The organism is Mucilaginibacter sp. HD30, assembly GCF_054061755.1.
This window is the reverse complement of record NZ_JBSSEO010000001.1, coordinates 2293428-2317976: the sequence shown is the minus strand read 5'-3', so window position 1 is coordinate 2317976 and position 24549 is coordinate 2293428. Positions and strand designations below refer to the sequence as shown.

The 24549-nt window shown below is 43.4% G+C and carries 21 protein-coding genes; 13 read left to right on the top strand and 8 right to left on the bottom strand.

The annotated features are described in order from the left end of the window. Positions 1–8: 8 nt before the first annotated feature. The 6 genes from ACVW2L_RS11115 (at position 9) to ilvA (ending at position 7745) form a co-directional block, all read left to right on the top strand. A complete protein-coding gene (locus ACVW2L_RS11115) occupies positions 9–1175 on the top strand; it encodes a 2-isopropylmalate synthase (RefSeq protein ID WP_457128037.1) in 1167 nt (388 codons plus the stop codon). Positions 1176–1305: 130 nt separating this feature from the next. Beyond that, a complete protein-coding gene (gene leuC / locus ACVW2L_RS11110) occupies positions 1306–2715 on the top strand; it encodes a 3-isopropylmalate dehydratase large subunit (protein WP_457128036.1) in 1410 nt (469 codons plus the stop codon). A gap of 91 nt (positions 2716–2806) precedes the next feature. Next, positions 2807–3403: a 3-isopropylmalate dehydratase small subunit gene (gene leuD / locus ACVW2L_RS11105; protein ID WP_457128035.1), complete on the top strand. Its 597-nt coding sequence runs from the start codon at positions 2807–2809 to the stop codon at positions 3401–3403. Between the two features lie 136 nt (positions 3404–3539). Beyond that, a complete protein-coding gene (locus ACVW2L_RS11100) occupies positions 3540–5057 on the top strand; it encodes an alpha-isopropylmalate synthase regulatory domain-containing protein (RefSeq protein ID WP_457128034.1) in 1518 nt (505 codons plus the stop codon). Between the two features lie 103 nt (positions 5058–5160). Beyond that, positions 5161–6219: a 3-isopropylmalate dehydrogenase gene (gene leuB / locus ACVW2L_RS11095; RefSeq protein WP_457128033.1), complete on the top strand. Its 1059-nt coding sequence runs from the start codon at positions 5161–5163 to the stop codon at positions 6217–6219. A gap of 287 nt (positions 6220–6506) precedes the next feature. Further along, positions 6507–7745: a threonine ammonia-lyase IlvA gene (ilvA, locus tag ACVW2L_RS11090; protein WP_457128032.1), complete on the top strand. Its 1239-nt coding sequence runs from the start codon at positions 6507–6509 to the stop codon at positions 7743–7745. A gap of 25 nt (positions 7746–7770) precedes the next feature. Here the strand turns inward: ilvA and ACVW2L_RS11085 are convergent, their stop codons facing one another. The 3 genes from ACVW2L_RS11085 to atpD form a co-directional block, all read right to left on the bottom strand. Continuing rightward, entirely contained in the window at positions 7771–8457 is a 687-nt protein-coding gene (locus ACVW2L_RS11085) for a hypothetical protein (RefSeq protein ID WP_457128031.1), read from the bottom strand. Between the two features lie 221 nt (positions 8458–8678). Continuing rightward, complete coding sequence (atpC, locus tag ACVW2L_RS11080; protein WP_457128030.1) at positions 8679–8930, bottom strand: ATP synthase F1 subunit epsilon; 252 nt, start codon at positions 8928–8930, stop codon at positions 8679–8681. Between the two features lie 85 nt (positions 8931–9015). After that, a complete protein-coding gene (gene atpD / locus ACVW2L_RS11075; RefSeq protein WP_457128029.1) occupies positions 9016–10518 on the bottom strand; it encodes a F0F1 ATP synthase subunit beta in 1503 nt (500 codons plus the stop codon). A gap of 240 nt (positions 10519–10758) precedes the next feature. Between atpD and ACVW2L_RS11070 the strand changes: the two genes are divergently transcribed. Continuing rightward, on the top strand, positions 10759–11394 hold the full coding sequence (locus ACVW2L_RS11070; protein ID WP_457128028.1) for a hypothetical protein: 636 nt from the start codon (positions 10759–10761) through the stop codon (positions 11392–11394). A 16-nt stretch (positions 11395–11410) separates the two neighbouring features. On the opposite strand, the gene ACVW2L_RS11065 is transcribed toward ACVW2L_RS11070, so the two are convergent. Then, entirely contained in the window at positions 11411–12490 is a 1080-nt protein-coding gene (locus tag ACVW2L_RS11065; RefSeq protein ID WP_457128027.1) for an NAD(P)H-quinone oxidoreductase, read from the bottom strand. A gap of 138 nt (positions 12491–12628) precedes the next feature. Here ACVW2L_RS11065 and alaS point away from each other — a divergent pair, with 138 nt between their 5' ends. From alaS to ACVW2L_RS11045, 4 genes are all read left to right on the top strand, one after another. Next, complete coding sequence (gene alaS / locus ACVW2L_RS11060; protein WP_457128026.1) at positions 12629–15265, top strand: alanine--tRNA ligase; 2637 nt, start codon at positions 12629–12631, stop codon at positions 15263–15265. A gap of 155 nt (positions 15266–15420) precedes the next feature. Next, positions 15421–16890, top strand: a complete 1470-nt coding sequence (gene gatB, locus ACVW2L_RS11055) for an Asp-tRNA(Asn)/Glu-tRNA(Gln) amidotransferase subunit GatB (RefSeq protein WP_457128025.1) — start codon at positions 15421–15423, stop codon at positions 16888–16890. Then, positions 16887–18014: a redoxin domain-containing protein gene (locus tag ACVW2L_RS11050; protein WP_457128024.1), complete on the top strand. Its 1128-nt coding sequence runs from the start codon at positions 16887–16889 to the stop codon at positions 18012–18014. The genes gatB and ACVW2L_RS11050 overlap by 4 nt, the downstream gene beginning before the upstream one ends. 93 nt (positions 18015–18107) lie before the next feature. After that, positions 18108–18797 (top strand): response regulator transcription factor, encoded by a 690-nt coding sequence (locus ACVW2L_RS11045; protein WP_457128023.1) that lies wholly within the window; start codon positions 18108–18110, stop codon positions 18795–18797. Positions 18798–18851: 54 nt separating this feature from the next. Here ACVW2L_RS11045 and ACVW2L_RS11040 read toward each other — a convergent pair whose 3' ends face one another. Beyond that, positions 18852–19328, bottom strand: a complete 477-nt coding sequence (locus tag ACVW2L_RS11040) for a hypothetical protein (protein ID WP_457128022.1) — start codon at positions 19326–19328, stop codon at positions 18852–18854. A gap of 266 nt (positions 19329–19594) precedes the next feature. Here ACVW2L_RS11040 and ACVW2L_RS11035 point away from each other — a divergent pair, with 266 nt between their 5' ends. Beyond that, a complete protein-coding gene (locus ACVW2L_RS11035) occupies positions 19595–20320 on the top strand; it encodes an RluA family pseudouridine synthase (RefSeq protein WP_457128021.1) in 726 nt (241 codons plus the stop codon). A 218-nt stretch (positions 20321–20538) separates the two neighbouring features. Here ACVW2L_RS11035 and ACVW2L_RS11030 read toward each other — a convergent pair whose 3' ends face one another. Further along, positions 20539–21993, bottom strand: coding sequence for an IS1182 family transposase (locus ACVW2L_RS11030; RefSeq protein WP_457128019.1), 1455 nt, complete (start codon positions 21991–21993; stop codon positions 20539–20541). 208 nt (positions 21994–22201) lie between these two features. Continuing rightward, a complete protein-coding gene (locus tag ACVW2L_RS11025) occupies positions 22202–22402 on the bottom strand; it encodes a hypothetical protein (RefSeq protein WP_457128020.1) in 201 nt (66 codons plus the stop codon). 77 nt (positions 22403–22479) lie between these two features. On the opposite strand from ACVW2L_RS11025, the gene ACVW2L_RS11020 reads away from it, so the two are divergent. Further along, positions 22480–23934: an IS1182 family transposase gene (locus ACVW2L_RS11020; RefSeq protein WP_457128019.1), complete on the top strand. Its 1455-nt coding sequence runs from the start codon at positions 22480–22482 to the stop codon at positions 23932–23934. 137 nt (positions 23935–24071) lie between these two features. Here the strand turns inward: ACVW2L_RS11020 and ACVW2L_RS11015 are convergent, their stop codons facing one another. Then, positions 24072–24533, bottom strand: coding sequence for a deoxycytidylate deaminase (locus ACVW2L_RS11015; protein ID WP_457128018.1), 462 nt, complete (start codon positions 24531–24533; stop codon positions 24072–24074). Between the last annotated feature and the right edge of the window lie 16 nt (positions 24534–24549).

Below are 24549 nucleotides of genomic sequence, written 5' to 3'. Positions count from 1 at the left end.
AAAAAGATATGTTACACGATCCCAACCGAGTCTACGTTTTTGATACCACGCTGCGCGATGGCGAGCAGGTACCGGGTTGCCAGTTGACAACCCCCGAGAAAATAGAAATTGCCCGAGAACTGGAGGCGCTGGGCGTGGACATTATTGAAGCAGGCTTCCCTATATCAAGCCCGGGCGATTTTCAGAGCGTGGTAGAAATATCAAAAGCTGTAAAAAACCCAACGGTGTGCGCACTTACCCGCGCTAATAAAGGCGACATTGACGCCGCTGTTGCAGCACTGCAGTATGCCAAACACCCCCGCATACACACGGGCATAGGCTCATCAGATATGCACATCAAACACAAATTTAACAGCACCCGCGAAGAGATCTTAGAGCGCGCTGTCGAAGCTGTTAAGTATGCTAAAAAATCAGTTGAAGATATTGAGTTTTATGCCGAAGATGCCGGCCGTGCAGATGTTGTTTTCCTTGCACAAATGGTTGAAGCTGTCATTGCAGCAGGTGCTACAGTAGTTAACATTCCTGATACGAATGGCTATTGCCTGCCTGATCAATATGGCGCTAAAATAAAGTTTCTGAAAGAGAACGTTAAAAATATTGATAAAGCCATTATCTCCGTTCACTGCCACAATGATTTAGGCTTAGCTACAGCTAACTCTGTAGCGGGCTTGCAAAATGGTGCCCGCCAGATTGAAGGCACCATCAACGGTATTGGCGAACGCGCAGGTAACACTTCTATTGAAGAGGTGGTGATGATCTTAAAAACGCATGGTACATTGGGCCTGCATACCAACATCAACAGCAAGAATTTTTATGAGATAAGCCGCATGGTAAGTATGCAAATGCGTATGCCTGTGCAGCCAAATAAAGCCATTGTTGGCAGCAACGCCTTTGCGCACAGCTCAGGTATTCACCAGGATGGTTTCCTGAAAAACAGGGAAAATTACGAGATCATCCGTCCGGAAGACGTTGGTTTCCCAAGTGCGACTATCGTACTTACTGCACGCAGCGGAAGACACGCGTTAAAGTACCATCTTGAACGTTTAGGTTACAACCTGAACAAGGAAGAACTGGCTGATGCTTACCATCGTTTCCTGACACTGGCAGATGGCAAACTGGATATCAACGATGATGATCTGGTTGCCTTGATGGCTGGTGAAAAGGTGAATGGTTGATCGAGTTGGTTAAGTGAGTTAACAAAGTCAATCGTTGAATTAAATTTGAAATTAAATAAGTGAGTATTGTAAGGCAAAATAGGGCAGCCTAATCAACCCAATCAACAACTCACTAATAACTATAAAAAAGATGAGCACAACATTATTTGATAAGGTTTGGGACAGCCACGTAATACGCAAAATTGAAGGCGGCCCAAGTGTGGTTTTTATTGACCGCCACCTTATCCACGAGGTTACCAGTCCCGTAGCGTTTTTAGGTTTAAAAAACCGTGGCATTAAGGTTTTATACCCGGAGCGCACATTTGCAACTGCCGACCACAACACACCTACTATTAACCAGCACTTGCCGGTGGCAGATCCGCTATCAGCTAACCAGTTACACATGCTGGAAGAAAACTCTAACGAGTACGGCATTAGCTACTGGGGATTAGGTCACCAAAAGAATGGTATCGTACACGTTGTAGGACCAGAGTATGGTATCACCCAACCTGGTGCCACCATAGTTTGCGGTGATTCGCATACTTCAACGCACGGTGCTTTTGGCGCTATCGCGTTTGGTATTGGCACATCAGAGGTCGAGATGGTATTGGCATCGCAATGTATTATGCAGCCTAAGCCTAAAAAAATGCGCATTAATGTTACAGGTAAGCTGGGCAGAGGTGTTACACCTAAGGATGTGGCTTTGTTCATCATCTCTCAGTTGACAACATCAGGCGCAACAGGTTATTTTGTTGAGTACGCCGGTGAGGTGTTTGAAAACATGACCATGGAAGGCCGTATGACGGTTTGTAACCTAAGTATTGAAATGGGCGCTCGCGGCGGCATGATAGCTCCTGACGAAACGACCATCAATTATGTAAAAGGCCGTGAGTTTACCCCTAAAGGCGAAGCATGGGATAAGGCAGAGGCTTATTACAGAACGCTTAAAACAGATGCCGACGCGGTATTTGATAAAGAATATAATTTTGATGGTTCTACCATTGAGCCGATGATAACTTACGGTACCAACCCGGGTATGGGGATGGGCATATCGCATGATATTCCTGATGCTGACCAGGTAGAGGGCGGTGCTGCAACTTACGAGAAATCATTAGGCTATATGGGCTTCCATGAAGGCGATAGCATGATTGGCAAACCGGTTGACTATGTATTTGTGGGCAGCTGTACCAATGGCCGTATTGAAGATTTCCGTGCTTTTACATCCTTAATTAAAGGGCGCCATAAAGCAGATAATGTAACAGCGTGGCTGGTTCCCGGATCGCACATTGTTGAAGCGCAAATTAAAGAAGAAGGATTGCTGGCTATATTGAACGAAGCAGGTTTTGAATTACGTCAGCCGGGTTGCTCAGCCTGTTTGGCCATGAATGATGATAAAGTTCCTGCCGGAAAATATGCTGTAAGTACATCAAACAGAAACTTTGAGGGCCGTCAGGGCCCGGGTGCACGCACTATGCTGGCCAGTCCGCTGGTAGCAGCAGCAGCAGCCGTAACCGGTGTAGTAACCGATCCGAGAACATTATTAACAGAAGAATACGCATAGATAGATGATGGTTCATAGATCATAGTTCATAGTAAAATTTGCCGTGAATTATTTTCTATCAACTATGACCTATCAACCATGAACCAAAAATATGGCATACGATAAATTTACAGTATTGAGAAGCACGGCAGTGCCGCTTCCGATAGAGAATATAGATACCGACCAGATTATCCCTGCTCGCTTTTTAAAAGCTACAGAGCGTGTTGGTTTTGGCGATAACCTGTTTCGCGACTGGCGCTATAATCCAGACAATTCCCCTAAAGCGGATTTTGTGCTGAACAACCCTACCTATAGCGGTAAGATACTGGTTGGGGGTAAAAACTTTGGCTCGGGCTCATCGCGCGAGCATGCAGCCTGGGCGGTTTACGATTACGGTTTCCGTTGTGTAGTATCTAGCTTTTTTGCGGATATTTTTAAAGGCAATTGCTTAAACATTGGCGTATTGCCGGTACAGGTAAGCCCTGAGTTTGCTGACAAAATATTCTCTGCGATCCATGCTGATCCGAACACTGAGCTGGAAGTAAATCTGAATGATCAAACAATCACCTTGCTTGCAACCGGCGAAAAGGAATCATTCGATATTAACTCCTACAAAAAGAACAATATGCTAAACGGCTTTGACGATATTGATTATCTGTTGAGCCTTAAGCCGGATATTGAGACCTTTGCCGAGGCAAGGCCATTTTAACCGGCCCCTCCTAAATCCTCCCCGGAAGGGAGGACTTTAAATATCAAATTAGCGAGTCGCTTAATCGGATAACTGAATGTTTTTAAAAACTTACCAAAATAAGTCTCCCCTTCCGGGGGAGATTTAGAGGGGGCTCATGGAAAAAAGAAGAATTGAGATAATGGATACCACACTCCGCGATGGGGAACAAACATCGGGGGTATCGTTTTCCGTATCAGAAAAATTGACGATAGCACAACTGCTGCTGGAGGAACTGAAGGTAGACCGCGTAGAGGTTGCTTCGGCACGGGTATCTGATGGCGAGTTTCAGTCTGTTAAAACCATTACCGCCTGGGCGGCAGAGAACGGCTATTCAAATAATATTGAAGTTCTTTCTTTTGTTGATAACGGTGTATCTGTAGACTGGATGTTAAGGGCGGGCGTGAAAGTGCAAAATTTATTGACCAAGGGCTCGCTTAATCACCTTACCCATCAGCTTAAAAAAACGCCGGAAGAGCATTTTGCAGAGATTAAACATGTTATAGACTTAGCTGCTGATAATGGCATTGCTACCAACGTATACCTGGAGGATTGGAGCAATGGTATGCGCAATTCGCCTGATTATGTGTTTCAGTACCTTGATTTTTTAACACAGCAGCCTGTTAAAAGGATCATGCTGCCTGATACATTGGGGGTTTTAACACCATTAGAAACCTTTCTTTTTATTAGTAAAATAAAAGAACGCTATCCTAAAATTCACTTTGATTTCCATGCCCATAACGACTATGATTTGGGGACGGCCAATGTGCTGGAGGCGGTAAAAGCCGGCATTAACGGGCTGCATTTAACCGTAAATGGTATGGGCGAACGGGCAGGCAATGCCCCGTTGGCCAGCGCAATTGCGGTTTTGCATGATTTTGTGCCCGATGCAGTGGTGCAGATAGCAGAATCGTCTATTTATACCGTAAGCAAGCTTGTTGAAACCTTCTCAGGCGTACGTATCCCATCTAACAAGCCAATTGTTGGCGATAATGTGTTTACGCAAACGGCTGGTATCCATGCCGATGGCGACAACAAGAACAACTTGTATTTTAATGATTTGCTGCCAGAGCGTTTTGGCCGCAAACGCGAATACGCTTTAGGTAAAACATCCGGCAAAGCCAACATAGAAAAAAACCTGCAGGAATTGGGCTTGAAGTTGAATGATGCCGACCTGAAGAAAGTTACCCAACGAGTTATTGAGTTAGGCGATAAAAAAGAGACAGTTACCAAAGATGACCTGCCGTACATCATCTCTGATGTGCTGGATAGCAATTTGTACGAAGATAAGGTAAAGGTAGAATCATACGTAATGATGCATTCAATGGGCTTACGCCCATCAGCCACTATTTCTGTACAAATAGACGGCGAGCGCTTTGAAGAGAACGCACAAGGCGACGGTCAGTTTGATGCCTTTATGAATGCTTTAACTAAGGTTTATAACAAAAAAGAGAAAGAATTACCAAGGCTGATAGACTATGCCGTGCGTATAGCGCCGGGCAGTAGCTCAGATGCATTATGCGAAACCATTATTACCTGGGAAACTGCCGAGCGCAAATTTATTACCCGCGGCCTGGATTCAGACCAAACGGTTTGCGCCATAAAGGCTACGCAGAAAATGCTGAACATTATTTGAGAAAGAGATTCAAGAACCAAGATTCAAGAACCAAGATAAATCATTCAATAAATCATAATTAACCGGTGAAATCAAACAACATCGCTGAAATCAAAATCTTACAATGAAATTAAACATAGCCCTTTTAGCAGGAGACGGAATTGGTCCTGAGGTTATAGATCAGGCCGTAAAAGTATCAAACGCGGTTGCAGCAAAGTTCGGTCATGAAATTGCATGGACCGCCGGATTAACTGGTGCTGCCGCTATTGACGCGGTAGGCGAGCCTTACCCGGACTCAACACACGAAATTTGTATGGCGGCTGACGCAGTATTATTCGGCGCTATTGGTCACCCGCGTTTTGATAACGACCCAACCGCTAAAGTGCGCCCTGAGCAAGGTTTGCTAAAAATGCGTAAAGCTTTAGGATTGTACGCTAACGTACGCCCAACATTTACTTTCCCATCGTTAATTGATAATTCACCATTAAAACGCGAGCGTATTGAAGGTACGGACCTTATCATTTTACGCGAGCTTACAGGCGGTATCTATTTTGGCGCTCGTGGTCGTTCAGAAGATGGTAACACCGCTTTTGATACCTGTACTTATACCAAAGACGAAGTAACCCGCTTAGCTAAATTAGGCTTTGAACTGGCCATGACCCGTAGCAAAAAATTGTGCTGCGTGGATAAAGCTAACGTGTTGGAAACATCACGCCTTTGGAGACAAACCGTACAGGCAATGGAAAAAGATTATCCTGAAGTTACGGTAAGCTATGAGTTTGTTGATGCTGTAGCTATGCGTTTGGTGCAATGGCCAAACAGTTACGATGTATTAATAACAGAGAACCTCTTTGGCGATATTTTAACCGACGAGGCATCAGTTATTTCCGGTTCAATGGGATTGATGCCATCGGCATCAAAAGGCGTTCATACGTCTTTATATGAGCCGATACACGGTTCATATCCGCAGGCTGCAGGTAAAGACATCGCTAATCCTTTAGCAACTGTATTATCAGCTGCTATGATGTTTGAAGATGCGTTCGGTTTGACAGAAGAAGCTGAAGCTATCCGCGTAGTGGTTAATAAATCATTAGCAGAGGGTGTAGTTACCGAAGATTTATCAGGTACCAACAAAGCTTACAAAACCAGCGAAGTTGGCGATTGGCTGGCTGCGAATGTATAATTAGAGATTAGGCGAGGCGCGATATTTTAGCGAATTGAAAGCTTGTCCCGGAACTTTTTATTTATCAGTGCCGGTATAACAGGAAGAACGGTTAGCATGGCCATTGCATACTTTTGCTGAGATATGTGAAAAATAGTAGCAACTAATACAACAACAAGACAAAAGTTTAGCAGCCAGGGATTTATTTTCATAACGAGGATTATCTGCTCAAATATATCACATTTGAACTAACAACAAACCGTTACCTTTGATGGGTAGCGGTTTTTTTTTATAACACAAATATTTTAATGGAGAATAAATTAGATTCTAAGGCGGCAGCGCAAAGATTAAGGGATATTGCCAAACATACGCCGCTTATTTATCATCCAAAACTGTCGGCTAAATACAATGCCGAAATTTATTTAAAACGTGAGGATCTGCAAGTAGTACGATCTTACAAACTGCGTGGCGCTTATAACATGATCAGTCAGCTTAATACTGATGAGTTGAACAGGGGCGTGGTTTGCGCAAGTGCAGGTAATCATGCGCAGGGCGTTGCGTTTTCCTGCAAAAAAATGGGCATTAAAGGCGTAATATTTATGCCCGAAATAACTCCCCGCCAAAAAGTTAAACAAACCGAAATGTTTGGCGATGGCAACGTAGAAATAATTTTAGTAGGTGATACTTTTGATGATTGCCTTGCCAAAGCTCTTAAATATACTGCCGAAAACAACATGACCTTTGTGCCACCATTTGATAACCTGAGCGTTATTGAAGGCCAGGGAACCGTTGGAGTCGAGATATTTGAGGATCTGCCAGATGTTGAAATAGTGATTATGCCCGTTGGTGGCGGCGGGATTTCTGCAGGCGCGGGTACGTTTTTAAAGAGCCAAAATCGTGATATAAAGATAATAGGCGTGGAACCCGAAGGTGCTCCCTCTATGCTTAAGGCACTTGAAAACGGTGCCCCGGTTACCTTAGATACCATTAACCGTTTTGTAGATGGTGCCGCTGTTAAGCGGGTAGGCGATATTACCTTTAATATTTGCAAGACGGTATTAGACGATATTTTCACCGTTCCCGAAGGTAAAGTTTGCACTACTATATTGACTTTATATAACGAAGATGCCATCGTAGTTGAACCTGCCGGCGCGCTATCTGTAGCCGTGCTTGATGCCTGTGCCGATAAGATCCACGGTAAAAAAGTGGTGTGCGTTATTAGCGGGGGCAATAATGATATTGACCGCATGGCCGAGATAAAGGAAAAATCACTGCTGTATGAAGGACTGAAACACTACTTTATAGTTCGTTTCCCGCAGCGACCGGGTGCTTTGAAGCTTTTTGTAAACAATGTACTCGGAGCTCATGATGATATTACGCGCTTTGAATTCATAAAAAAGACAGAGAAGGAGCAAGGCCCCGCCCTGGTGGGTATTGAACTATCTAACCGCGAAGATTACAACGGCTTACTACAACGCATGAAAGACTACCGCTTTGAAGTAATAGAGCTTAACCGCGATCAAACGCTGTTTGAATATTTGGTGTAACCGATAGGCCTTATTTGCTTAACACTTACTGACCAATCAAGCTGCTCTTTTTGCGTTGCTCGGGTGTAAGGGCTTTGTATTTTACATACGAGTCGTTAATATAGGATGCCAGTGTAGGGCCACTGTTGCTCTGAATAAAATCATAGTTGGGGCGATAAATGGCCATAAAGGTCTGCAGTTCATTGCCCCTAAGCGGTATAAGGCTGCTTACATAAGCTATGCTGAAAGCCTGGTCAACAGCCCGTTCTTTTTCTTCCTGTGCAAAATACTTTTTAAGGCGACGCGCATTTTTAGCCTCTTTAGAGAAAATGGTGCTTGGCGAAAGAATATAGACCTTGCTTTTGGTGTATATTTCAGGGTATTCAGTATGCGGGTCAAAGCTCCTGCTCGAGTTAATATTTACCTCGCTTAAAAGAGCAGGGTTTTCTTTTAGCCTGATGTTTAAAGTGCGCGTATCAACAACCACCAATGTATCAGATATATAACCCGGTGATGTAAAAATAAGCAGGTTGCCCACCGTACCCTGAATTTCAAACTTACCGTCATCTTCGGTTATGGTGATTTTATTTTTGGTTATGTTCTTTACAAATACATTGCCCAGGCCCTTGTCGTTGCTCGAGTCAACAACCTTACCTTTAAAATAATCCTGGGCACTGGCAGTGCCTGCAATAAGTAAAAACAATAGAGCGGCAATAAAAAAATTTGGTCTCATAGGGCAGACAATTTTATGTGGTGAAAATAGCCATTATTTTAATGGCAAGCCATCGGTAATAGAAATTTAACAAATGGCGTACCAATATCAGCAGCCAGGGGTGGGTGACGAGTTGTAGGACTAAAGGTGAAGTTGCGCATAATGCAACAAAAAAGCCTTTCCGAATCCCGGAAAGGCTTTTTTAATATTTTACCAAACTCCCCTTAAGAAAGCTGGAGATATTACTTGTGTTCTATCCCTTCGGCTAAAACAACCACTTTATTGTTTGATGCTTCAACAACGCCGCCTTTAATAAAAAAAACGTCCTCCTGTTTACCGGCACCACGAACGGTTAGTTTACCATCCTTTAAAGTAGAGATAATAGGAGCATGGTGATTCAATATTTCAAAAAATCCCACTGTGCCAGGTAAAATTACCGAGGTAGCTTCGCCTTCAAACACTTTTTTATCGGGAGTAAGAATTTCTAATGTCATTTTTTTAGTATTGAGTAGTTAGTATCAAGTATCAAGTAGCCAGATCAATTTGTCTTGCTACTTGATACTAAGTACTTGCTACTAATTAAGAATTAGCTTCTGCTAACAATTTCTTGCCTTTTTCAATAGCATCTTCAATGCCGCCTACAAGGTTAAATGCTGCTTCAGGATATTCGTCAACTTCGCCATTCATGATCATGTTAAAGCCACGGATGGTTTCTTTAATATCAACCAATACACCTTTTAAGCCTGTAAACTGCTCGGCAACGTGGAACGGCTGAGAAAGAAAACGCTGAACACGGCGTGCGCGCGATACAACTAATTTATCCTCTTCAGAAAGCTCATCCATACCTAAGATGGCGATGATATCTTGTAACTCTTTGTAACGTTGTAAGATCTCTTTAACACGTTGAGCAGTGTTGTAGTGCTCATCGCCTAACACAGCAGGGCTAAGGATACGTGAAGTTGAATCCAATGGATCCACCGCAGGATAGATACCTAACTCGGCAATTTTACGTGAAAGTACAGTAGTAGCATCTAAGTGGGCGAAGGTTGTAGCCGGCGCAGGGTCGGTCAAGTCATCCGCAGGTACGTAAACCGCTTGTACTGATGTAATAGAGCCACGTTTTGTTGAAGTGATACGTTCTTGCATCACACCCATCTCTGTAGCTAATGTTGGTTGATAACCTACCGCCGAAGGCATACGGCCTAACAACGCTGATACTTCAGATCCTGCTTGTGTAAAGCGGAAGATGTTATCAATAAAGAATAATATATCACGGCCTTTACCGTCAGCATCGCCATCGCGGAAATATTCTGCAATAGTTAAACCTGATAGCGCCACACGTGCACGTGCACCCGGAGGCTCGTTCATTTGTCCGAAAACGAATGTTGCTTTTGACTCTTTAAGAGCAGTAGCATCAACCTTTGAAAGGTCCCAGCCGCCTGCTTCCATTGAGTGCATAAAGGCATCACCGTATTTGATAATGCCAGACTCCAGCATCTCGCGCAAAAGGTCATTACCTTCACGTGTACGCTCGCCTACACCGGCAAATACAGATAAACCATCATATGCTTTCGCAATGTTGTTGATCAATTCCTGGATCAATACGGTTTTACCAACACCGGCACCACCAAACAATCCAATTTTACCACCTTTAGAGTAAGGCTCTAAAAGGTCAACTACTTTAATACCGGTAAACAGTACTTCAGCCTCTGTTGAAAGGTCCTCAAAACGAGGCGGCTCATTGTGAATAGGGCGGCCGTTTGATTTATCAAGATCAGGGATACCATCAATAGCATCACCAACCACGTTAAATACACGTCCTTTAATATCATCGCCTACAGGCATTTTAATAGCCGTACCTAAGTCTACAACGTCCATACCGCGCAGTAAACCGTCGGTTGAATCCATTGCGATAGCACGAACACGATCTTCGCCCAAGTGCTGCTGAACCTCAAGAATTATCTTTTGGCCTGTAGATTTGGTGATCTCTAATGCGTTATAAATTCTGGGAAGGTGAGCATCAGCGAAGCTGACATCGACTACCGGACCGATGATCCGTGATATTTTTCCAATGTTTGGCATATATTACCTGGTATTTTTTAAATAACTCTTTTTAAAATAGGATAATGTTAAGTACCCGCTATTTCAGGGCGCAAAGTTAAGATTTTTAACAAGATTTAAAATAGGTTTTCAGAGATTTTTTTGGGAATAGTAAATTAATGTTAACAATTGAACGGAGACGCTAATTGCCGAACTGACAGAATTTATTTTGATATTTTTTTTCTGCTTAAAAACTCGCATATTTAAAAACCAATTTAACCAATGCACAACAAAATCGAGTTTGTAAAAATCACCTCCTGGGTAATAATTGCAGTTTCTTTAGCCTCAGTTGCCGGGTGGATGCTGGATGTTGAGTTGCTTAAAACGGCACTGCCTGGTTTACCCAGTATTAAGATAAATACGGCCATATGCCTTTTACTATGTGGAGTTGTAGCTCTTTTTTATATTGATGATGCTCAAAAGCATTTTAATATAATAATTCCGCTTAACCTTATAGCCCTGATATTGTCGGCACTCACGCTGTTTGAGCATGTGTTCAATGTGAATTTAAGAATAGACGAATTTTTAGTTAAAGAAAGTGTAGCTGACACCGCGCCCGGGCGTATGGCATTAACATCAGCATCGTGCCTGGTAATGCTTACCGTCGGCTTTGCATTTGTTACCGCGCAGGCGCCAAAAATGTTTAGTATGGCCGCACAAGTGTTTTTTACTATTGTGGCGCTCCTGGCAATGCTGGCTATAATAGGATACATTTTTGATGTTCCCTTACTGCATAATTTATCCATGTCTAAATCCATGGCCCTGTTAACAGCGGTTTTACTATTGCCACAGTCATTGGTGTATATGGCTCTTTTACAGGTTAGTAAAGTCGAAAGCATTCATAACACAAGGAGATAGCAAGCTGCCAAATGGGCTATAAACTAAAACTCAGCACAATCTTACCCATATGTTCCCCGGCTTCCATTAATTGATGTGCCTCCGCAGCTTGTTCGGCCGGGAAAGTTTTAAAAACCAAAGGTTTTATTTTACCCGATGCTAAAAGGGGCCAAATGTTTTCCTCGAGTTTACGCGCTATTTCGCTTTTAAACGCAACCGAGCGTGGGCGTAGGGTTGATCCGGTTATCAGCAACCTTTTACGCATAATTAGGGATAGGTCAACTTCGGCATTTTTGCCTTTAACCGCGTTTATAATAACCAGCCGTCCATCTTCTGCCAGCAACTGTAAATTAAGCGGTGTATAATCGCCGCCAATGCTGTCCAATACCAGGTTTACGCCTTTGCCGTTGGTGAGCTGTTTAATAACGTCTAAAAAGTTTTCGGTTTTGTAGTTGATGGCCCTTTCTGCACCCAGGCTTTCGCAAAAGGCACATTTCTCTGCCGATCCTGCTGTAGTATAAACTATAATACCCAATGCCTTGCCTATTTGTATAGCCGTACTGCCAATGCCGCCCGAGCCGCCGTGCACTAACATACTATTGCCTGCCTTTAAAAAATCATTATTAAATACGTTGCTGTAAACGGTAAAGAATGTTTCGGGTAACGATGCTGCCTCCGTCAAACTTAAATTATCCGGCACAGGCAAGCATTGCCCCTCGGGTACATTGCAATATTCGGCATAACCGCCACCTGCCACCAAGGCGCACACCTTGTCGCCAACTTGCCAGCGGGTTACGTTGCTGCCTATAGCTGTTATGATGCCGGCAATTTCCAATCCGGGTATATCCACAGGCGCGCCTGCCGGTGGAGGATAGTTGCCTTTGCGCTGAAAAATATCAGGCCGGTTTATACCTGCAGCAGCTACTTTTACCAGCACCTCGGTGTCGGTGTATTGCGGTATTGGTCGCTCTTCGAGCTGTAAAACTTCCGGTCCGCCGGGTTGGGTTATGATAATTGCTTGCATAGGATAAATATCGGCAGAAAATAAACTAAAATCTAACGAGCGTAGGCGCTGTGCGATTCCCTCCCCACGGGAGGGTGTAGAGAGGGGTTTCACAGGCGATTACTCCTTCCTTATGGAAGGAATAGCATGGGCCCTATGTAATAAGTAAAAAAGTACATAGAAGTTCATAAAATTTCACATTTTTGCACTCAAAGTATAGTTATACACTATATTAAATAGATTTTTTTGATAATGACCGCTAACGATATACGCCAGGCTTTTCTTGATTTTTTTGCTTCTAAAGGGCACACCATTGTTCCCTCTGCACCAATAGTTGTTAAAAACGACCCTACACTGATGTTTACCAATGCAGGTATGAACCAGTTTAAGGATATATTTTTGGGCGAAGCGCCGGCTAAATCGCCACGCGTGGCAGATACGCAGCGTTGTTTGCGTGTGTCCGGCAAGCATAATGATTTGGAAGAAGTAGGTATTGATACCTATCACCATACCATGTTTGAAATGCTGGGGAACTGGAGCTTTGGCGACTATTTTAAAAAAGAAGCCATTGAGTGGAGCTGGGAGCTGTTAACAGCAGTTTACGGGATTGATAAGGACCGCCTATACGTTACCATTTTTGAGGGTGATGAAAAAGAAGGTTTACCAAAAGACCAGGAAGCTTATGATTTTTGGAAGCAACAGGGCGTGCCCGAAAGCCACATATTATTAGGCAACAAAAAAGATAATTTTTGGGAAATGGGCGAGACCGGTCCGTGTGGGCCATGTTCTGAGATCCATTTTGATAACCGCACCAATGCCGAAAGAGCAGCGGTTGACGGCGCTAAATTGGTTAATGCCGATGACCCGCAGGTGATTGAGATCTGGAACAATGTGTTTATGCAGTTTAACCGCCTTAAGGACGGTTCATTGCAGGAGCTGCCCGCCCAGCATGTGGATACAGGTATGGGCTTTGAGCGTTTGGTGCGTGTGCTGCAAGGGAAATCATCAAATTATGATACGGATGTTTTTACGCCGATAATTGAGTTTATTGCTCAAAAATCGGGCATAAAATATAACGCTGCCGCCGAGCCGGGTGATACCGACTGGGGCACAGCCGTAGCCATGCGCGTACTGGCCGATCATATTCGTGCCGTAAGCTTTGCCATTGCTGATGGGCAATTGCCATCAAACAATAAGGCGGGTTATGTTATCCGCAGGATTTTACGCAGGGCGGTTAGATACTCTTATCAAAATTTAGGCTTTAAAGAGCCTTTCATTAACCAATTGGTGCCTTTACTGGCAGATCAGTTTAATGGTGTGTTTGATGAGTTGTATAGTCAAAAGGATTTTGTACAGAAGGTTGTTTTGGAGGAGGAGTCAAGCTTTTTGAGGACATTAGAAAATGGTATTAAGCGTTTTGATGAGATAACATTATCAGGCGAAAGCACCTTATCAGGCGGCCTCGCTTTTGAACTATCGGATACGTATGGCTTCCCTCTTGACCTTACGGAGCTAATGGCTCGTGAAAAAGGCTTAAATGTTGACATAAAAGGCTTTAATAATGCCCTCCAACAACAAAAAGCCCGTTCTCGTGCTGCATCAGCAGTTGATACCGGCGATTGGGTAGTTTTAAAAGCAGACGATAACGTTGAATTTACCGGTTACGACGAAACAGAAACTGTTGCCCACATTGTAAAATACCGAAAGGTAACGGCAAAGGGGAAAGACCAGTACCAGATAGTATTAGATAAAACACCTTTCTATGCCGAAAGCGGTGGCCAGGTGGGGGATAAGGGCGAACTGGTTTTCCCGGATGGTGAGGTAGTTTATGTTACCGATACCAAAAAAGAGAACGGCCTTATTGTTCACTACGTAGATAAACTGCCTGATGATATTGACGATGCCTTAACCGCCATTGTTGAAAAGAACATGCGTACCAGCATCATGAATAACCATAGCGCCACGCACCTGCTGCATGCCGCCATGAAAAACGTTTTGGGTACGCACGTAAACCAAAAAGGATCGTTAGTAAATGCGGAATATCTGCGTTTTGACTTTTCGCATTTTGCCAAAGTTACCGATGAAGAACTGGCGCAAATTGAAGCTATAGTTAACGAAAAAATCCGCGCTAACATCGCCTTAAAAGAAGAGCGCAATGTGCCTTATGACATTGCAATCAGCAGTGGTGTAACCGCGTTGTTCGGTGAAAAATACGGCGACTATGTTAGGGTGATAACCTTTGATGAAACCTTTAGCAAGGAACTTTGCGGTGGTACACACGTGCCAGCAACAGGGGCCATAGGTTACTTTAAGATCATATCAGAAAGTGCTGTAGCTGCCGGCGTACGCCGTATTGAGGCCATAACAGGTATAGCAGCAGAGCAATACATCATTGCCCAAAGCAAGCTTTTAAATGATCTGAAGGAACTGCTGAAAAATCCAAAAGACATCAGCAAAAGCGTTGAGGGCTTAATAGACGAGAACAATCGCCTTAAAAAAGAAATAGAAAAAAGCATACTTGAAAAGTCATCGGGCTTAAAGGATGAACTGGCTAAAAAGGTTGAAAATATTAACGGCATAAATTTCATCGCCCAAAAAGTTGACCTGCCCAATGCCGATGCGGTTAAAAATCTGGCTTATCAACTGAAAGATATCGTGTCTGATCTGTTGCTGGTGCTGGTTGCTGTTAATGATGGCAAGCCCGGCATAACAGTAATGATAGCCGAAAACCTGGTTAAAGAAAAAGGACTGGATGCAGGCAAAATAGTACGCGAACTGGCTAAAGAAATTCAGGGCGGCGGTGGTGGTCAGCCGTTTTTTGCTACTGCAGGCGGTAAAGATGTGAGCGGGTTGGATAGAGTGTTAGAGAAAGCGAAAGGGATTATATAGACCCCCTCTAAATCTCCCCCGGTAAGGGAGCCTTTTCATAAAGGTTTTAAGTCCTCCCTACCGGGGAGGATTTAGGAGGGGCTTTTTAAGCTGTTTATATCAGAAATTTATATATTTGAAGCTTATTGACAATAATATTGTCGATATTTTATTTTATGACGATTTTGACAGGCGAAACAGGCGAAAAATATGAATTAGTTGTCGGATTAGAGGTTCACGCGCAATTATCAACGCAAAGCAAGGCTTTTTCATCAGATTCTGCTGCATTTGGCGCCGAACCTAACCACCACGTAAGTGCTATTTCATTGGGCCATCCGGGCACTTTGCCCCGCATCAACAAGCGTATGATTGAATATGCTGTAAAGATGGGTTTGGCCTGTAATTGTACCATCAATCTTAATAACCACTTTACCCGTAAAAACTACTTTTACGCTGATCTGCCCAAGGGATACCAGATCTCGCAGGATCAGCAGCCTATTTGTTTAGGCGGGGCGGTAACGGTAAAATTATCAGATGGTACGGTAAAAGACATTGCCATTCACCACATCCACATGGAAGAGGATGCGGGCAAGAGCATGCACGACAGTGTTTGCGATGATTCCTTCATTGATCTTAACCGTGCGGGCGTTCCATTGCTTGAAATTGTGTCAGAACCTGATATGCGCAGCGCCGAAGAAGCAGGGCAATACTTAACCGAAGTGCGCAAATTGCTCCGTTATCTTGACGTTTGCGATGGCAATATGGAAGAAGGCAGCATGCGCTGCGATGCTAATATATCTGTGCGCCTTAGAGGCGCTACCGAGTACGGTAACCGCTGCGAGGTAAAGAATTTAAACTCTATCCGCAATGTGCAGCGCGCCATTGAGCACGAGTTTGAGCGCCAGGTGCGCGTTATTGAAGCAGGTGGCCACATAGACCAAAACACGCTTAACTTTAATGCCGATACCGGCGAAACGTCTGTATTGCGCAGTAAGGAAATGGCTAACGATTACCGCTATTTCCCCGAGCCTGATTTGATGCCATTGGTGTTGGATGAGGCTTTTGTTGATAGCATTCGCCAAACGTTGCCTGCTTTGCCGCACCAGTTGCATAAAAAATATACTGAGCAGCTGGGTTTAAGCGAGTACGACGCATCTGTAATTACGGCTGATAAAGAGCTGGCCTTATACTTTGAAGAATTGATAAAGCATACAGCTAATTATAAGGCTGCGGTGCACCTTTTAATGGGCCCGGTTAAATCACATTTGAACGAGACAGGGCAACATATAGGTAACCTGCACGTTAAACCTGAGAATTTGGCGGGGATAATTAAATTGATAGACGCCGGATCAATAAATAATACTGTAGCTTCGCATAAATTGTTCCCGGCTTTGCTGGCATCGCCGGGTAAAACGGCACTGCAACTGGCAACAGAACTAAACTTATTGATAACTGCCGACGGCGATGACGTTAGCGAATTTATCCGCGAAGCCTTAGCTAAGTTCCCAGATAAGGTTACAGAATATCAAAAGGGGAAAAAAGGCGTTTTAGGTTTGTTTATGGGCGAGATAATGAAACGCTCAAAGGGCAAGATCGATCCGCAGAAAACAAACCAGCTGTTAATAAAAGAATTAGAAACTAAATGAAGATCCGCCACCTCATCTGCCTGTTAACCGTTTTAAGCTTTTGCTCTGCCTGTGTGCAAAACGCTGATTTTACGCTTTCGGGCGAGATAAAGAATGCTGGTGATGTGAAGAAAATTTATCTGTTAGAAGCCGGTACCACCCGCGTGGTTATAACAGACTCGGCAAGTTTAGACGAGCAGGGAAAATTTCAGTTTAAACATTTTACGCCTTATGCTAACCTGTATAAATTACGCATTGGCGGTTTCTTTTTTGACCTGATAGCTGCTAACGGCGATAAAATTGAGTTCATCACCGATTTGAAAGACGAGAAGCATATTTATATCGTAAAGGGCTCTGAAAACTCAGAAAAAATACAGGCGTTTAATAAAATAAGCGCTTTTTATGGCGATAAGAACACCAAATTAGACGAGCAGTACCAGGCAGAGGTAGAGCAAGCCGGTAAAGAAAGTGTGGAACTGTCGCAAAAATTTATTCCCCTTTATCGCCAAAATATTGCAGACTACAGCAATGCATTAATAGATTTTAAGAACAAGAACGAAACCTCGCCCGCCTCATTTTACGCCATGGTATCGTTAGATAGCACCCGTTACGAGCAGCAGTTAATAGCTTATGCCGAAAACCTGAAGGCGAAGCAATACTTTACAGACAACCCGGGTGTGCAGGCTTTTATAAACCGCATGATGGCTGCCAAACCCGTGTCTGTTGGTCAGAAGGCGCCTGAATTTGTTATCAGAGGCTTGGATGATAAGCCGGTTAAGTTATCAGATTACAAGGGTAAATACGTAATGCTTGACTTTTGGGCGTCATGGTGCGGCCCCTGCAGACAGGAAAATCCAAACGTGGTAAAACAATACAATCTTTATAAAGACAAAGGCTTTAATATACTGGGTATTTCGCTTGACGAGGACAAGGATCTTTGGCGGAAAGCTATAGAAGCGGATAAATTAACCTGGAAACACGCTTCTGAGTTAAAAAGCTTTGAAGGCAGCACACCATCACTTTACAGGATATACGCTATCCCTGCAAATTTTATAATTGATCCTCAAGGCATTATCATCGCAAAAAATATTACCGGTACTGATCTTGAAGATTTTTTAAAGAAAACATTTACCAAGGCTCAATAGAATGTTAAAATAAAGTACCATTTAACAATTTGTTAATATTGAGTTAACTGCAATCTTCTTTTAAGCTTATACTTTTACTCAAAAAAATAGTTAATGAGCAACACTACCAAACAGAAGATACTTATTGTTGATGATGAGCCTGATATTTTAGAGCTTATTGAATACAATTTGAAGAAGGAAGGCTACCAGGTTTACCTGGCCCATAATGGTCAGGAGGCCGTTGCCGAAGCAAAACGTTCACTGCCCGATTTGATAGTTCTTGATATAATGATGCCTAAAATGGATGGCATTGAAGCCTGCCGTATTATGCGCACCATGCCCGAGTTTAAAAATACTTTTATGGTGTTTTTAACCGCCCGCAGCGAAGAATATTCAGAGATTGCCGGTTTTAACGTTGGCGCCGATGATTACATAGCCAAACCTATTAAGCCGCGCGCCTTGGTTAGCCGTATAAACGCTATTTTGCGCCGTAATGCGCCTGTTGAAGACGTTGCAGATAATAAGCTGGAAATTGGCTCGCTGGTTATTGACCGTGAGGCATATTTGGTTTACAAGGATGGACAAAAAGTTGTACTGGCTAAAAAGGAGTTTGAACTGCTTTACTTGCTTGCATCAAAACCCGGCAAAGTTTACACCCGCGAGGTGATCCTTAAAAACATCTGGGAAGACTCGGTAGTAGTTACCAATCGTACCATTGATGTACACATTAGAAAGCTGAGAGAGAAATTAGGCGATGATGTAGTAGCCACCGTAAAAGGTGTAGGATACAAATTTGAAGCATAAAACAAAAACGCCTCCTGATAATTCAGGAGGCGTTTTTGTTTTATAGCCATTATATTATAATATAGGCTTGCGCTTAGCGGTAGCTTTTTTAGCTGTACCGGCTTTAGCGGCTGTTGCCTTAGCTGGGGCTGTATCAGCCTTCGCTTTGGTAGCAATGGCCTTTACTTTCGTATCAGCTTGTTTTTTAACATCGGCAGCAGCTGTCTTAGCTTTTGTTGTAATGGTTTTAGCTTTGTCCTCTGCTTTTGCTTTAACATCTGCAACCTTGGCTTTAGTTTCTTTAACTGCAGCTTTGGCTTTTGTGGCAACATCACTCGTTTCTTTTTTTACTGATGCTTTAGCCGTGGCTACTTTGCGGGTTGCGGCTCTTTTCTTTGGTGCAACAGCCTCTTTCAGGTCGTCAAATTTTTCTTCCGCAACATCTGCTACGTCTTCTGCCTTGTCTTTGGTGCCTTCCCACAGCTCCTCAATTGTTTCTTTAACCTTCTCAAAAAATCCCTTTTCTTCAGGTTCGGTTTTTTTATCACTCATGTTTTTATAGATAGATATTTGTATGTCAGTTAATAACCAATATTATTTGGATTTTGTTTTAGGAGGATGGAAACTGATGGGTAATTGAAAGAGATCATTTATATTATAAGTGTTGGAAAGATTTAAAAAGAGCGGCGGGCGGTGCGATTCCCGTCTCGAGAGGGGGGTTTTAATGGAGATGTTTTAAAAGTACCAGGCGGCTTTAGCTAAAACTGACGTTAAGGATTTAAATTAATAACCGTATTTTTGCCGGCTAACATAAAAGCATGAAGATACCCAAGTTTGCCGACCTGATACTGTTTGAGGATGATGATTTGATAGTGATAAACAAGCCGGCTTTTATAAGCTCGTTGGATGAACGGGGAGAGGGCAGCAGTGATATCAGCATTTTGCGTATGGCAAAGGCTTACTCAGATGATGCGCAGATCTGCCATCGTTTAGATAAAGAGACTTCCGGATCATTGATCATCGCTAAAAACCCTGAAGCGTATCGGCATATATCTATGCAGTTTGAAAAACGACAGGTAAATAAGGTTTATCATGCGGTGATTGATGGTACCCACGTATTTGATAACCTGCTGGTTGATCTGCCTATCCTAAACGTTGGTAAAGGTAACGTAACCATTAGCAGGCAGGAGGGCAAACGTGCCGAAACCTGGTTCCAGTCGCTTAAATTTTTTAAACACTATACTTTGGTAGAGTGCCGCCCGGTTACAGGTCGTATGCACCAGATCCGCATTCATTTAGCCACCCAACGTGCTTCCATCGCCGGAGACGAAATGTATAAAGGCAAACCGGTGTTTCTCTCTGCCATTAAGCGTAAATATCATTTAGGCAAGGAGCAGGAAGAACTGCCTATTATGAAGCGTTTTGCCCTGCATGCTTATCAGGTTACCTTCAAAATCTTAAACGGCACAGATGTTACTATTCATGCTCCATATCCGAAGGATTTTGAAACGCTGCTGAAGTTGTTGGAGAAGTTTGATAGTTAGTTAAACACGCGCTTTGTCGCTTGATGAGGCTTACGCGCTTACCTTGCCGCGCTATGGTCGATATGCATTTTTTCTTTTTCGAGGGGATGACCTGCGTTACTTATCGCTTGGTTAGTCCCTCGCGCTTGGCTTGCCCCGCTCATTTGCCGCGGAGGCTGTTACTTTTGTCTTGAGTGGCTGTTGCGCAACCGCCATAAGGAGCTTTCAATTTTTTATATTTATGATAGTTGCACGTGATAGAAGTTGATTCTTTCCAGGTAGATGTAGGCTTTATAAACGTGTTCACGAAGGATAATTACACTTAACTTCACCGGTTTTGGTCGGTATTTCAACATTTTCTTAAGATTATAAGCGATAGCAGCCATAGTTAGGCATTTATTGGCCTGTATAAGTCCTTTACAGTTGACCCTTTTAATGCCGAGATAATTTACCAATGTGCCGATAACCGGCTCAACTGTACTTTGTCGAAGCTTCATTAGTCTTTTAGCTTTTCGGGTCCGCATTCTCAGGTGCATAGTATCGTAATAAGGTTTGTCTAAAGTTTCCTTTATCCTTAGTCTGTTACCTTTAAAGGCTGCGCATGTGGCTTGTTGCTCGCAATTGCTACAACCCTTCACCCCGGCTCCATACTGCTTCATCCAATAGCCTGCGGTAAAGTAAGTTCCCAGATAGTTTACGTTTACGCCCCGCTCGCATTGGTAGTGATCTTGTATTGCATCATAAGTAAAACCTTCTCTCTCATAGTTGAACTGGCCTCTGTTTGGAATATAACCGGTTATACCACTTGCTTGTAGCGCCTTTAAAGCATCGGGACTGCTATAACCTGTATCAGCTACGATCTCTTGCAGCGCAATATCATTTTCAAGTAAGGTAGCTTTGAGATGTCTTAACACAGCAGCTAAACATTCACTGTCTCTTTTATCCGCTGTAAAAGCCTGTACATGGGTGATCATGTGAGTTGCTGTATCAACTGCTACCTGCCCAAGATAGTTAAGTGCCGTTGGTTTACCGGGCTTTACTGACATCTTTGCATCAGGATCTGATGGACTATAATGGGTGTCGTTTGAGGGGTTCTTCTTTGGCTTCAATCCTTTATCATCAAGTTCATCCGCCTTTTTAAACGGTGATACCGATACTGATGGCTCTTCATTATCCTGTAGTTCACGGCTGTAAGCATCCGCATCATCCAAAATGTCTTTTTCAATCAGACTATCCAAGGAGGCATTAGCTTTAATAAAGAAACCATCTACAGCCTGCCTTTTGCCTGATACCATACCTTTATCAATACATTGTTTCAGCACTTGTTTAAACAGTTCTGTAAATACATGCTCCCCATATAGCTGCCTTGTGCGACTTAGGGTGCTATGCCATGGCAATTCGTCGTCCAGATCATGATCGATGAAATACAAGAGATCCAACCGCAAGCGGGAGGTGGCTATGATACGGCGGTCGCTGTTTAGGTTTTCAAGGTAACCAACAAGTATCAACTTCATAAACACTACAGGGTCAATACTCTTTTGACCTTCTGTACCATAATACTCAGCCGTCAGCGGATAAATAAATCGTAAATCAAGTTGTTCCTTTAAGCGCCTATAGAAATTGTCGGCGGGGATATGATCTGATAGTTGAAAGTTAACAAACAACTTTTCCTGATAGGTCTTTTTGCCTTGCATACCACAAGATAACACATACCACAGTCCGCTTTGTCTGTATCTTTTCAACAAACTGTTAGTTGCGCAACAGCCACTTGATACAAAAGTAACCAAAAAATCAAGTCAGGCTGATCGCTGCCACCACACAGGCCAGACTCCCGGCCGCGCACCCTGACAGGCCTTTGCGCTTCTTTTTATTATTGCGTTATTTCTTATGGAAGAGGATCTGTCAGCCGCACAGCTTCAGCAAAGAGCAGGTAAAACTGTTGGACAGTGCGATGGCAGGGGCATAGTAAATTTTTGCTGAAGCGCGGGCCATGTGCGACAACAGGGGCAAAAAGATTACAGCCCGTGGTTTTACCTGATCGTGGGCAAGGCCTTGTGCGAAAAGAAGCATCGCGACTGACTTGATTTTTTGGTTCTTTTTCATCAAGTGGCTGTTGCGCAACTAACAGTTTGTTGAAAAGATACAGACAAAGCGGACTGTGGTATGTGTTATCTTGTGGTATGCAAGGCAAAAAGACCTATCAGGAAAAGTTGTTTGTTAACTTTCAACTATCAGATCATATTCCCGCCGACAATTTCTATAGGCGCTTAAAGGAACAACTTGATTTACGATTTATTTATCCGCTGACGGCTGAGTATTATGGTACAGAAGGTCAAAAGAGTATTGACCCTGTAGTGTTTATGAAGTTGATACTTGTTGGTTACCTTGAAAACCTAAACAGCGACCGCCGTATCATAGCCACCTCCCGCTTGCGGTTGGATCTCTTGTATTTCATCGATCATGATCTGGACGACGAATTGCCATGGCATAGCACCCTAAGTCGCACAAGGCAGCTATATGGGGAGCATGTATTTACAGAACTGTTTAAACAAGTGCTGAAACAATGTATTGATAAAGGTATGGTATCAGGCAAAAGGCAGGCTGTAGATGGTTTCTTTATTAAAGCTAATGCCTCCTTGGATAGTCTGATTGAAAAAGACATTTTGGATGATGCGGATGCTTACAGCCGTGAACTACAGGATAATGAAGAGCCATCAGTATCGGTATCACCGTTTAAAAAGGCGGATGAACTTGATGATAAAGGATTGAAGCCAAAGAAGAACCCCTCAAACGACACCCATTATAGTCCATCAGATCCTGATGCAAAGATGTCAGTAAAGCCCGGTAAACCAACGGCACTTAACTATCTTGGGCAGGTAGCAGTTGATACAGCAACTCACATGATCACCCATGTACAGGCTTTTACAGCGGATAAAAGAGACAGTGAATGTTTAGCTGCTGTGTTAAGACATCTCAAAGCTACCTTACTTGAAAATGATATTGCGCTGCAAGAGATCGTAGCTGATACAGGTTATAGCAGTCCCGATGCTTTAAAGGCGCTACAAGCAAGTGGTATAACCGGTTATATTCCAAACAGAGGCCAGTTCAACTATGAGAGAGAAGGTTTTACTTATGATGCAATACAAGATCACTACCAATGCGAGCGGGGCGTAAACGTAAACTATCTGGGAACTTACTTTACCGCAGGCTATTGGATGAAGCAGTATGGAGCCGGGGTGAAGGGTTGTAGCAATTGCGAGCAACAAGCCACATGCGCAGCCTTTAAAGGTAACAGACTAAGGATAAAGGAAACTTTAGACAAACCTTATTACGATACTATGCACCTGAGAATGCGGACCCGAAAAGCTAAAAGACTAATGAAGCTTCGACAAAGTACAGTTGAGCCGGTTATCGGCACATTGGTAAATTATCTCGGCATTAAAAGGGTCAACTGTAAAGGACTTATACAGGCCAATAAATGCCTAACTATGGCTGCTATCGCTTATAATCTTAAGAAAATGTTGAAATACCGACCAAAACCGGTGAAGTTAAGTGTAATTATCCTTCGTGAACACGTTTATAAAGCCTACATCTACCTGGAAAGAATCAACTTCTATCACGTGCAACTATCATAAATATAAAAAATTGAAAGCTCCTTATGGCGGTTGCGCAACAGCCACTCAAGGAAAAAGAACAAGGCCTCCGCGGCCTTAGCGGGGCAAGCCAAAAGTGAGGGACATCACCAAGCGATAAGGCAACCGCATGCTATGGTCTACGCCACTTCTTCCGCTAACTTCACTGTCGGTACACCAAACCTATTTAAAAAATCAACCCCTTCATCGCTGGCAATGCCCTTGTATTGCGCGTATGATTTGCTGAAATATACCTGTTTAATTCCTGCCGAAAAGATCAACCGGGCGCATGCTATGCAGGGAGATAGGGTGGTGTAAAGGGTAGCTCCTTCCAATCGCGCGCCGTTTTTTACGGCATATAAAATGGCGTTTTGTTCGGCGTGCAGGGCAAGTGAGCAACTACCTTTGGAGTCGCGGGCGCAGCCGGTTTCGGGCCATTCCTCATCGCAGTTGTGTGTGCCTGCAGGTGGGCCGTTATATCCAATAGAAATAATACGTGTATCGCGGGCTAAAACAGCACCAACCTGAGCCTTTACGCAGTGCGAGCGCAAGGCAAGGTCGGTAGCTAATTTCATAAATATATGGTCAAAACTGGGTTTCATAACTAATTGTTCTATA